At 69.0% G+C, this 10,726-nt stretch carries 8 protein-coding genes and 5 pseudogenes; 8 read left to right on the top strand and 5 right to left on the bottom strand.

Annotation, left to right across the window (positions count from 1 at the left end):
- Nucleotides 1-531: 531 nt before the first annotated feature.
- The 7 genes and pseudogenes from ABZZ74_RS50510 to ABZZ74_RS50480 form a co-directional block, all read left to right on the top strand.
- Nucleotides 532-882 (top strand): annotated as a pseudogene (locus ABZZ74_RS50510) (alcohol dehydrogenase catalytic domain-containing protein); the annotation flags it as partial.
- A 19-nt stretch (nucleotides 883-901) separates the two neighbouring features.
- Nucleotides 902-1,591 (top strand): annotated as a pseudogene (locus tag ABZZ74_RS50505) (hypothetical protein); the annotation flags it as partial.
- Between the two features lie 479 nt (nucleotides 1,592-2,070).
- Nucleotides 2,071-2,283 (top strand): annotated as a pseudogene (locus ABZZ74_RS50500) (amidohydrolase family protein); the annotation flags it as partial.
- 30 nt (nucleotides 2,284-2,313) lie between these two features.
- The gene (locus tag ABZZ74_RS50495; RefSeq protein WP_356950878.1) at nucleotides 2,314-2,460 is read left to right on the top strand and encodes a hypothetical protein; all 147 of its coding nucleotides are present in this window, start codon (nucleotides 2,314-2,316) and stop codon (nucleotides 2,458-2,460) included.
- Nucleotides 2,461-2,942: 482 nt separating this feature from the next.
- Nucleotides 2,943-3,500, top strand: a pseudogene (locus ABZZ74_RS50490) (alkene reductase); the annotation flags it as partial.
- Nucleotides 3,501-3,653: 153 nt separating this feature from the next.
- Complete coding sequence (locus tag ABZZ74_RS50485; protein ID WP_356950877.1) at nucleotides 3,654-4,082, top strand: ester cyclase; 429 nt, start codon at nucleotides 3,654-3,656, stop codon at nucleotides 4,080-4,082.
- 660 nt (nucleotides 4,083-4,742) lie between these two features.
- Nucleotides 4,743-5,189 (top strand): annotated as a pseudogene (locus ABZZ74_RS50480) (cellulose binding domain-containing protein); the annotation flags it as partial.
- Nucleotides 5,190-5,695: 506 nt separating this feature from the next.
- Here the strand turns inward: ABZZ74_RS50480 and ABZZ74_RS50475 are convergent.
- From ABZZ74_RS50475 to ABZZ74_RS50455, 5 genes are all read right to left on the bottom strand, one after another.
- On the bottom strand, nucleotides 5,696-6,601 hold the full coding sequence (locus ABZZ74_RS50475) for an alpha/beta hydrolase (RefSeq protein WP_356950876.1): 906 nt from the start codon (nucleotides 6,599-6,601) through the stop codon (nucleotides 5,696-5,698).
- A gap of 417 nt (nucleotides 6,602-7,018) precedes the next feature.
- Nucleotides 7,019-7,345, bottom strand: a complete 327-nt coding sequence (locus ABZZ74_RS50470) for a hypothetical protein (protein WP_356950875.1) — start codon at nucleotides 7,343-7,345, stop codon at nucleotides 7,019-7,021.
- A 30-nt stretch (nucleotides 7,346-7,375) separates the two neighbouring features.
- On the bottom strand, nucleotides 7,376-8,317 hold the full coding sequence (locus tag ABZZ74_RS50465; protein ID WP_356950874.1) for an NmrA/HSCARG family protein: 942 nt from the start codon (nucleotides 8,315-8,317) through the stop codon (nucleotides 7,376-7,378).
- Between the two features lie 26 nt (nucleotides 8,318-8,343).
- Nucleotides 8,344-9,408 carry an alkene reductase gene (locus tag ABZZ74_RS50460; protein WP_356950873.1) on the bottom strand — a complete coding sequence of 355 codons (1,065 nt, stop codon included), beginning with the start codon at nucleotides 9,406-9,408 and terminating at the stop codon, nucleotides 8,344-8,346.
- Between the two features lie 42 nt (nucleotides 9,409-9,450).
- Entirely contained in the window at nucleotides 9,451-10,392 is a 942-nt protein-coding gene (locus ABZZ74_RS50455; RefSeq protein WP_356950872.1) for an alpha/beta hydrolase, read from the bottom strand.
- A 44-nt stretch (nucleotides 10,393-10,436) separates the two neighbouring features.
- Between ABZZ74_RS50455 and ABZZ74_RS50450 the strand changes: the two genes are divergently transcribed.
- Complete coding sequence (locus tag ABZZ74_RS50450; protein ID WP_356950871.1) at nucleotides 10,437-10,565, top strand: hypothetical protein; 129 nt, start codon at nucleotides 10,437-10,439, stop codon at nucleotides 10,563-10,565.
- Nucleotides 10,566-10,726: the final 161 nt, after the last annotated feature.

The raw sequence follows: 10,726 nt of genomic DNA, 5'->3' as shown, positions 1-10,726 counted from the left end.
AGGACCTTCGACAAGCCCTATCGTCCCAGCTCAGAGGCACTCCTCGCTTATTTGATCAACCCTCGGACGACCCTCTTCGTGAAAGCCCGAGGTTAAGGTGATCCGGCTGCGGGCAAGGCCTTTTCCGATACGCCGCGCCGGCCTGGTGGATGCCGAAGAACGCGGCAGGGAGTTCGCGGTCGTCTCCCAGAGACACCGTGCTGATACCTGCGGTAGCTCTCCACCCTCCCGGAGTGCCTCCGCAATCTCCCTGCGGTGACCCGCCAGGTGCTTGACGGTCCCGACCAGAACCCCGAGCACGCCGGCCCCGTACAGGCCTGTTGTTCCCGACCAAAGATGAAGGTGTCGCCGGAATCCCATATGGTGTCGCGAATGTACACGCCTTCCCCGCACGGCCGTTCTACTGTTGGCTGCACTTCAACCGTTGACGATCAACCGCCTGCGGGTGCACCCGTCGCCACAGAGACCATGCCTTGCTCCGCATGCGGAGCAACGCCACCGCGACCTCTCGGGCGAAAGCAGAAAAGACACATGAAGCCAGTGCGTTTCCATCAGTACGGCGACCCGGATGTCCTGCGTTACGAGGACGTGGATCAGCCGGTTCCCGGCGCCGGGCAGGTGCGGGTCCGTGTCGCGGCAACGTCATTCAACCCGGCCGAGGCCAACATCCGCGCTGGCCTCATGCTGAAGGCCATCCCTGTGACGCTGCCCCATACACCCGGCATTGACGTCGCCGGAACCGTCGACGCGCTCGGCGCGGGCGTGACTGGCGCCCAGGTCGGTGACCAGGTCGTCGGTTTCCTGCCAATAGCGAGGGCTGGCGCCGCCGCAGAGTACGTCTTGGCACCGGCCGACTTTCTGACGCCGGCGCCGAGGAGCGTCCCGTTCATCCGAACTCACGGTGGAGACATGTGATGGCAGCAAGGCCTACCAGGCGTCGGGTCCTTGGCGTCGGTATGGGAATGAGCGCCGGTCTCGTGGCCGGGGCCATGAGCGCACCAGCGGTCCACGCCGCAGACCGCACAATGACCCGAACTCGGCCTCGACCGTTGCGATTACGGGAGCCACGGTGATCGACACGTCCGGGGGGAGGCCGCTGCCCAACGCCACGGTGCTGGTGCGTGGCGACCGGATTGCCGTTGTCGGCACCGCGCGTGAGGTACACGTGCCCGCGGACGCGGAAGTTGTCGACGGGCGTGGCAAGTTCGTCCTGCCCGGTTTCATCGACTCCCATGTGCACGGCAGTGGGCAGGAGGTGATCGACCTGCCGCTGTTTCTCGCCAACGGTGTCACCACCGTCCGTGACATGAATGGTCAGGTGCTGCTGTACGAGTGGCGTGACCGGGTCGAAGCCGGAACACTCTTCGGCCCCCGCTTCGTCGTCGCCAGCGGCATAGTGGACGGCGATCAGTCGCTGCTCGCGGGTGGGGGTGCGCCGTACGTCGAGGTCGTGAACGCCAGGGAGGCCAGGGCGGCGGCGCGTAAGGCGGTGGCCGACGGGGCCGACTTCATCAAGGTCTACGTCAGGCTCACCCCGGACGCCTACCACTCGATCGCCGACGAGTGCCGCAAGCTGGGCGTCCCGTTCGTCGGCCATACCCCTGACGCGATCCCAATGGTCGAGGCAAGTGCGGCCGGGCAGCGCAGCTTCGTGCACATCTACACAAACTGGTTCGACACTTCGAGCGACGAGGTGGAAATTCGTCGCCGCCTGGCAGAGATCAACGTCGGCAGCGGCGACTACAACGGTTGGTTCAACCAGACCCACCCGCTGGAGGTGTTGGCTGCACGCACATTTGACCCGGCCCGAGCACGCAAGGTGTTCAGGAGGCTCGCCGCCGACCGCTCGCACCAGGTGCCCACGCTGACGCAACATCGCGTATTCGATCTGCCCGATTCCATCGCGCTGCACGACGATCGGGTGCGCTACCTGCCCGCGGCGACTCGCGACGGCTGGCAGACCCAGCTCGAACAGCTCTATCTGGCGGGGCGTACGGCGAAGGACGTAGCCGAACACCGGGAACTGTTCAGGGCCCGCCTACGCTGGATCGGTGCCGCTCACTCGCCGGGGTGCCGGTCCCGGCCGGCACCGACACCGGCACTCCGTACGTCTACCCCGGGTTCAGCCTGCACGACGAACTGGAGAACCTGGTCGAAGCGGGCTTCAGCCCGATGCAGGCACTGCGGGCGGTCACCAGCATGCCCGCCGCCTTCCTCGGACTGCAGGAGGTGGGTGTCGTACGGCGCGACGCGATCGCCGACCTCGTGGTCCTGGATGCCGACCCCCTCGCCGACATCCGTAACACCAAGCGCGTGCACGCGGTGGTGGCGCGGGGCACGCTGATCAGCGCCGAACGCCGGGAGCGCATGCTCAGCGACGTCGAGGCCGCCGCAGCCGCAGGGGCGCTGCCCGCGCGACTGGCCGGCTGCGCCTGTGCTCCCGCCCTCAAGGCCGACTGACCGGGTTCGGCAGCACCCGCGACTGATCCTGTTCGCGGGTTCACCCCCAGCCCCCGGTTGCCGGTCAAACGTGACTGATCGTCATGTAACGGACCGGCAGGCACCCTGCTCCTTGAAACGCGCCTTCATGCCCGGAGAAGAACGGACCGACGGAGAGACGGACATGGACGAGCGAGCGGCAATCCCGGACGTAGAGACTGAACCGGAGGAGTCGAAGGAGGCAATCAGGGCCGCGCTTTGGGAGGCCTGGACGGCAGGGGACGGGCGGAAGGGACGGACAGGAAGCGGGGGCCCCGTCGCGTCCGGCGCCATGGACCATTGTCCAGTCTTTTCCGAGCAATGGTGGGCCCCCCGGCGCCGATGCATGGCCACTGGGCTCCCGCCTCATGGAGGCAGAAAGGGCGGATCCCTCACACAGGTCAGGCTCAGGCGAACGCCGCCTCGATCTGCCGGCCGAGCGCCGCGAAATCGGCAGGAGCGTCGACGGCGTCGAGATCCACGGCGCCAACGGCTACCTCGTGCATCAGTTCCTCGCGACCAACACCAACCAGCGCACCGACCGCTACGGCGGCTCCGTCGAGAACCGCATCCGCTTCGCCGTCGAGGTCGCCACCGCCGTGGCCGACGAGATCGGCGCCGGCCGCACCGGCTTGCGGATCTCTCCCGGCAACCCGTTCAACGACATCGCGGAGAGCGACACCCACCAGCTGTACCCGGCACTCGTGCGCGCCCTCGCCCCGCTCGACCTCGCCTACCTGCACATCGGAAACCACGCTGGCGACGACGAACTCCTTGCCACCCTCTGCAAGCTGTGGCCGAACACCCTGGTCCTCAACCGGGCCGACACCGACATCGCCACCCGCGCGAAGGACATCGAAGACGGCCTGGCCGACATCGTCACCGTCGGCGTGATAGCCCTCGCCAACCCCGACCTGGTCGAGCGCGTGCGCGCCGGCGCGCCGCTGAACACCCCCGACCCCGCCACCTTCTACGGCGGCGGCGAGGCTGGCTGCACCGACTACCCCACCCACACCGCCTGACAAACCCCGGCCTGGTGCTTCGCCTTCGCGAGAAGAAGCTGCCGCTGCCCGGCGTCATCGCCAGACCCTGCTCGTCCAACCCGCCTGTTCGACCCGGTTCCACTGTCTGTCACCGGGGCGGAGCCGCTCCATCCATCCACATTGGAGAAGCACATGTCTTCCTCGAACGTCGAAACCCGAACGTTCACCGCCGACTTGCACCGACTTGCCGATGAGTACCTCAGGCGCGTCAACCTGCGTGACCTCGACGCCCTGTTCGCCCTGTACGCGCCGGACTTCCGCAACCACGCCGCCGACGGCACCACCTCCGGCCTAGAGGAGGCCCGCGCGGTGCTGGCGTCGTTCCTCGACGCGGTCCCCGACCTCGCCGCCACGCCGGTCCGTGTCGTCGCCGAGGACGATTGGTTCGCGATCAGCTTCATCCTCACCGGCACGAACACCGGGCCCTTCAACGGCACTCCCGCCACCGGCCGATCGATCAAAGTGCTGGAGCTCCGCATGTTCAAGGTGGCCGACGGGAAGCTGACCGACCACTGGGGCCTCATCGACCTGGCGACGCTCTTCACCCAGTTGCAGTCCTGAGAGGGTTACGTTAGTTGATGCCTGTTCCACCCTTTCGGGCGGGGCAAGCGGGCTAGCCCGCAGCGTCGCCGGGCGGCTACGGCCGCGGCTGGGTGCACAAGCCCTGCTCGGGCTCGTCCAGGATTCCGCGCTCGGTCAGCCGCTTGAGCTACAGGTAGGTGTTGTTGATGTTGTTAGGCGCGATCTCCAGGCCCATCGCCTCGTACACCTGCCGCGCCCGCAACGGCGCGTCGGCCGCGGCGAACACCGCCAAGATCTGCTGGTAGGCCGGATGGTCCGGCAGCTTCGGGGCCGGCGACGCGGACGGCTGCGGATTGGGCAGCCCCAGCAGTGTCTTGCGGGTGATCCGAGCACCGCCAACGGAGCCGCCGTCGAGCAGCAGCCGTACGGGGCGCGGAGTGAGCAGCAGTGGCAGATCGTCCCCTCCTGATCCTGCCGCCCTCCGTCCCTCTCCTCCTCGGTCTGTCGTGAGGAGCGGCGATGACGGTCCTCTGTGGGCGCGGGGCGCTTGGGCACCCCGCGCCCACAGAACGCATGCGTGCCTGACTCTCCACCAGCGTCCAGCCGTGCTTCGTCGGACTTCACCCATGACCCATCCCTTGTACTCGGAACGGGAGCGCTCCCAACTCAGGTGTGCAGGGAGGCCGTCCGTACCCGCGCAAAGACAATTGGTACCTGACGAGTGTTCAGGCGGGCTTCGAGCCCTGGCAGAACGGCACGGGCCTCGCCGTGACCACGTTCTCCTCCACCGTCAACACGGGGTCCTCCGGTGACCCGGGCGGCCCCGGAGGCTCCTCGGCCTGCAAGGTGGCGTACGCGACGAACGCCTGGCAGGGCGGCTTCACCGCCGACGTCACCATCACCAACACCGGCTCCTCCCCCGTCAGCGGCTGGAAGCTCGCGTTCACCCTTCCCTTCGGGCAGCGGATCACCAATGCCTGGAACGCGCACCTGTCCGGGTCGTCAGGAGCTGTCACAGCGAGCAACGTGGCCCACAACGGAGAGATTGCGGCCGGCGGCCAGGTGGCCTTCGGGTTCCAGGGCACCTCCAGCGGCACCTTCGTCAAGCCCTCCGACTTCAGCCTGAACGGCACCGCCTGCACCACCGGGCGACACGCGCTCACCCTCCAGGGCCCGCCCGGTCCCTCCACACCGACCGGCGGGTCCCCGGAGGCAGCACAGCGGCGCCCCCGGGCTTCACAGTTCCTCGCCCCCTCCGTCAAAGCCGACGCCGCGCCCGCGCCGGCCCCGGTCAACGGCTGGTTCGGAGGGGGCGCACTGTCGGCGGCGGGGTCAGTGCCGGGCGAACTGGACCGCCGTCGGCTGCACGGCGTCCGGCCGCAGGGCGATCCCGTTGATGGTCAGGCGTTCTCCGTAGATGTCGGTGATCCTGATCGCGCCGCCGCACCCGCTGCCGTCGGGGGAGAGGAAGTAGTTGTAGTCGGTGCGGGCCAGTTGGCGCTAGCCGCCGCCACCTGGCTACAACAAGCGCCTGCGCAAGGCCGTCGAGCTGCTCCGCCGGATCACCCGGCTGCTGGCCACGGACACATCCGTGTGGAGCGACGAAAAGAATCGTCTACCAGGAGCTTCGCCGTTGTGCAGTGACTGCCCGACTACCGGTGAGCACCGCCAGCCTGGCGGGGCGGGGTAGCCAGGAAGGGGAGCAGCTCGCGGGCGAAGGCGTCGGGGCGTTCCTCGGGCACGAAGTGGCCACTGCCCGCGATCACCGCACCGGTCAGGTGCGGCGCGGCCGTGTCCAGGCTGTCGGCGAGTCGGGTGCCTGAGCTGTGCTCGCCGCCGACGGCGAGTACGGGAATGGGAAGGGTTGCTCCGGTTTCGTGCCAGGCCCGGTTGACGTGTCCGTCCTCAAGGAGGGTGCGGTAGTGCGCGAAGCCGGCGCGCAGTGCCTCGTATCCGCGGTAGGAGGAGGCGACGGTGGCGACCTCTTCCGGCGGGAAGGTTCCGGGTACCGCGGACAACCAGTCGAACCACCAGGTGAGGAAGTCGCTCTCCCGACCTTCGAGGAGCAGCTCGGGCAGTTCTTCGGTCATGAAGAGGCCGAAGTGGAACAGACCGCCGGAGGCCACGTCCATCGCCTGCTCCAAGCCGAAGCCGGGTAGGGCGAGTTCGACGAGGACGAGGTGTTCGACTTCCTCGGGGTGGCGGCGGGCGTAGGCGAAGGCCACCATGCCACCGATGTCGTGCCCGACGACGTGCATGCCGCCGTGGATGCCGAGCTGTGCGAGGAGTTCGCGCATGTCCTCTGCCTGTGTGTCCTTGTCGTATCCGCTCGGGGGACGGTCGGAGGCACCCAGGCCGCGCAGGTCGGGCGCGACGACGCGGTAACCGTGCGCGGCGAGGGCCGGCATGAGGTGTCGCCAGGCCCGCCATGTCTGGGGCCAGCCGTGCAGAAGGAGTACGGGTGCACCGGACCCGCCGACCACGGCATGCAGCCGGGTGCCGTTCGCAGTGACGGTGATGCTCTCGAATCCGTCGGGGAGGGGCGTTTCGTCGCTCATGGGATCACCTGGGGCTGGGTCGAGGAGAACGACCAGGAACGTCTGTCCGTGACGGCCGGCGGAGCCGACGGCGAGCTCGGCCAGTACCTGGTCGGTGGAGGTGACGCGGGCTCCGGTGCGCGCGGCGACGCGGCGGATGCGGGCATCGTTGGGTGGTCGGCGTTGTGGAGGGCGGGGTGGACACGGGCAGTTCACCGTGCCGCCCTTGTGACCGGTGAGAAGCAAGACGCTGCGCTGGGGAGGGAAGGACTGTGACGGGTACAGCCGGTGCCGTTGTGCCAGGGGTGCTGCCCGGCCCGAGCGCACGCAGTGGTCAGGTCTTGCGTGCGAGGGCTTCGCGGACTGCGGGTACGACTTCGGCGGCGAACGCGCTGATCTGTCGGGTGTGGTCTCGTTCGGGCTAGATGACGAAACCGTTCATCCCGACGGCAGGATGTCGCCCCGGGTCTTGCCGGCGGGCACGCGGGCCGTGCGGGTTTCCGGGTCGGCGCGGACGGGTGCGTCGATGAGCGGACGCAGCACCAGCGAGCCGTTCAGCGCGGCAGTCCGGCCCATCGCGTGGCCGGTGGTGTTCAGCAGCGGCCGGCCCGCCCGGCGTGCGGCGGCGCGGACGACGTCGTCGATCGAGCGGGCGGTGAACGCCCCGGCCGGATTGACCGGTGCCGCGAGCTGGAAGGAGGAGTCCGCTTCCGCGTAGCCGGGGGTTCCGGGTGGACTGAACAGGCTGCTGTCGTCGCTGGTCATGAATACTCCTCTGAGTCGCCGAGCAGCCGGTCAGGCTTCGAGTTCGGCACGATGTGCGGCCAGGAAGTCGGTCAGGCTCAACGGATCCGGGTTGAACGCGCGCGTCGCTTCGCGCTCACGCAGGCCGCGGTAGGACCCGGAGAACTCGGCGTAGTACTGGAACATGTTTCCCAGCTCGTCGGCGCCGGGGAAGCCGAGGCCGCGGAACTGGTCGTGGCTGGGCGGCCGGTAGGCCACCGGCTCACCGAGCACCGTGCTCAGCGCTGCCGCCATCTGCTCGCCGGTCAGGTGCTCGCCGGCCACGGGGACGGTGGCGCCGATCGTCTCCGACGGCCGCCGCAGCACGCGCAGCACCGCCTGGCCGATGTCGTCGGAGGCGATGCCGGCGACGGCCGTGTCACCGAGGGGGAGGTGCAAGGCGAGCGTTCCGTCGGGGTCGCGTTGCGGTCTGGCGAGGGTGAGCAGGTTGTCCCAGAAGAAGGACAGCAACAGGTACGTCGTGGGCAGACCCGACTTGGCGAACAGAGCGTCGGCGGCCCCGCCCTTCACGTCGAAGTGCGGCACCCGGTAACCGTCGCCGATGAACGGCATCCGGTCGTCGTCGGCCGCGATCGCCTCCCGCGTGTCCTCCAGCGACGACCAGATGACATGCCGCAGACCGGCTGCCTGGGCCGCGCTGATGAGGTTCTCGACCTCGGCCAGTTCCCGCGCGGGCGAACGGTGCTCCCAGTACGGCGTGACAAGGAACGCGCCGTATGCCCCGTCGAACGCCCGGCGCAGGCTGCCCTCGTCGGTGAGGCTCGCCTCCACCACATGGGCGCCGAGGCCCGCCAGGATCTGTGCCTTCGGCGACGCGGCGTCGCGCGTCACCGCCCGTACGGTGAAGGCGCCGTCGGCCAGCAGCGCACGCGCGACCGCACCTCCCTGGGTGCCGGTCGCACCGAGGACCGTGACCACGTTGTCGTGGGACATCGGAATTCTCCTGTCGGAAGTGCTTGTCAGACCAACGTCGCGGCGAGGGTGGGGTAGTCGGTGTAGCCGTGGTGGTCGCCGCCGTAGAAGGTGGCCGGGTCGGCCTGGTTGAGCGGTGCGCCGGAGCGGATGCGGGCCGGGAGGTCGGGGTTGGCCAGTGCCGTGGTGCCGACCGTGATGACGTCGGCCAGGCCGGCGTCGAGGTCGGCGACGCGCGTGTCGATGTCGGTTCCCGCGCGGTTGAGGAGCAGGGCCGTCGGCCACAGCTGGCGCAGCTCGCGCAGGAGTTCCTCGTCGCCGCCGTGGATCAGGTGGAGGTAGGCGAGGTTCAGTGGTGCCAGGGCCGTGACGAGTGCCGGATACAGGTCGCCGGTGTCGTGTTCGGCGATGTCGTTGAAGGGGTTGCCCGGGGAGAGGCGCAGACCGGTGCGTTCGGCGCCGATCTCGTCGGCCACCGCGGAGGCGACCTCGACCGCGAAACGGATGCGGTTTTCGAGCGGGCCGCCGTAGCGGTCGGTGCGCTGGTTGGTGTTGCCGGCGAGGAACTGGTGGACGAGGTAGCCGTTGGCTCCGTGGATCTCGACGCCGTCGAAGCCGGCTGCGATGGCGGCCGAGGCCGCGTGGCGGAATTCGTCGACCACGTCGGCGACTTCCTCGGTGGCCAGGGCCCGGGGGATGGGCATGTCCTGCAGGCCGGAGGCGGTGAACATCGCGCCCTTGGGCTGGATGGCCGAAGGGGCGACGGACCGGCGGTGGTGGGGGGTGTTGTCGGGGTGGGAGATACGGCCGGTGTGCATGAGCTGGACGACGATGCGCCCGCCGGCGGCGTGCACGGCGCTGGTGATCTCCTGCCAGCCGGCGATGTGTGCCTCGGTGTAGATGCCGGGGGTCAGCAGGTAGCCCTGGCCGTCGGCGGAGGGCTGGGTGCCTTCGGTGATGATGAGGGCCATCGACGCGCGCTGACGGTAGTACGCGCGGTTGAGGTCGGTGGGGACGCCGTCCGGGCGGGAGCGGTCACGCGTCATCGGAGCCATGGCGAGGCGGTGCGGCAGCTCGATGGCGCCGACAGTGATGGGGGTCCAGAGAGTCATTGCATTCTCTTTCCGTGCAGTGGATGGCTCGGTGGTCGCGGCTCAGATCGACTTCAGCACCCGGACGCGGTCGGCGATGGCACGCCGCGCGACGTCGGAGGTGAAGGCGAGGGAGTCGAACTCGTGCGGGACTCCGGGGTGCAGGTGGAATTCGACCGGTACGCCGGCGCGGCTGAGCTTGGTGGCGTAGGCGGTGTCCTCGTCGCGGAACAGGTCGAGCTGGCCGACCTCGATGTAGGCCGGCGGCAGGCCGGTGGCGTCGTCGAGCCGGGCCGGGGCCGCCGTGGCCGGGACGTCGGACCCTCCGACGGCGTCGCCGAGGAAAGTCCGCCATCCGGTGACAAGGTCGCCGTAGTTGTAGATGAAGGGCGCAGCATGGGGGTCGGGGGCGCCGGTGCGGTCGTCGAGCATCGGCATGATGAGGATCTGGCGGGCGATCTTCGGGCCGCCGCGCTCTCGCGTCAGGATTGCCACGGCCGCGGCCAGGCCGCCGCCGGCGCTGTCGCCCATCACGCCGATCCGGCCGGGGTCGACGCCGAGCTCCGCGGCGTGCTCGTGCAGCCAGCGCAGCGCCGCGTAGCCGTCTTCGAGCGGGGTCGGGAAGGGGTGCTCGGGGGCGCGGCGGTACTCGACCGATAACATCGGCACGCCGCTGGCGGAGACGTAGCGGGCGAGAGTGCCGTCGAAGTGGTCGATGTGGCCGAAGAAATATCCGCCACCGTGGAAGTACACCACCGCCGGACCCGGGGTCGCGCCCTCCTTGGTGTACCAGCGCATCTGGATCCGGGCGCCGTCGTCTGCGGTGGCGTAGCTGTCGCTCATCCGGACGTCTTCGGGGAAGGGCTGGGCGGTGCTGGAGGCAGCGAGGATCGGCTCCCAGAAGGCTCGCCGCCCCTCGACGTCGTCACGCGGGGGCCGGAATGCGTCAGGCCCGCCCATCTGGGCCAGGACGTCGGCTACTTCCGGGTCGAATGCGAGTGTCATGATCTCGGCCTTTCGCTGCGTGGGGTGAGTGACAGAACGGGCTGATGGTGGCCGAGCAGTCGCGGGCCAATCTCCGCCAGCGGCACGCGCTGCGCCACATCAACGCGCAGCTCACCGGAGTCGATCAGCGCCACCAGCCGCGACAGCTGCTCGGCGTCGCCGCGTTCGACTGATCAAGCATGTCGTCGACCGGAATCCGGATGAAGGTCCTGCTTAACCCCGGACAAGTTGTCCGTGGTTAACCTCGATCTTTCGTGAGGGGCCGTCAGCTTACTGACGGCCCCTCTTCGGTTTTGTTGTGCGGGTGTTTTCGGTGTCCGGGCAGGGCGGGGGC

It is taken from the genome of Streptomyces sp. NPDC006476, assembly GCF_040612015.1.
Classification (GTDB): domain Bacteria; phylum Actinomycetota; class Actinomycetes; order Streptomycetales; family Streptomycetaceae; genus Streptomyces; species Streptomyces griseorubiginosus_B.
Note: the sequence above shows the minus strand (reverse complement) of the source record. Positions and strands in the feature narration are given on the sequence as shown.

Excerpts from the sequence above, each read along its gene's own strand:
- ABZZ74_RS50485 (WP_356950877.1), top strand. The coding sequence starts at position 3,654 with ATGTCTTCCTCGAACGTCGAAACCCGAACGTTCACCGCCGACTTGCAC.
- ABZZ74_RS50475 (WP_356950876.1), bottom strand. The coding sequence starts at position 6,601 with ATGAGCGACGAAACGCCCCTCCCCGACGGATTCGAGAGCATCACCGTC.
- ABZZ74_RS50470 (WP_356950875.1), bottom strand. The coding sequence starts at position 7,345 with ATGACCAGCGACGACAGCAGCCTGTTCAGTCCACCCGGAACCCCCGGC.
- ABZZ74_RS50465 (WP_356950874.1), bottom strand. The coding sequence starts at position 8,317 with ATGTCCCACGACAACGTGGTCACGGTCCTCGGTGCGACCGGCACCCAG.
- ABZZ74_RS50460 (WP_356950873.1), bottom strand. The coding sequence starts at position 9,408 with ATGACTCTCTGGACCCCCATCACTGTCGGCGCCATCGAGCTGCCGCAC.
- ABZZ74_RS50455 (WP_356950872.1), bottom strand. The coding sequence starts at position 10,392 with ATGACACTCGCATTCGACCCGGAAGTAGCCGACGTCCTGGCCCAGATG.
- ABZZ74_RS50450 (WP_356950871.1), top strand. The coding sequence starts at position 10,437 with ATGGTGGCCGAGCAGTCGCGGGCCAATCTCCGCCAGCGGCACGCGCTG.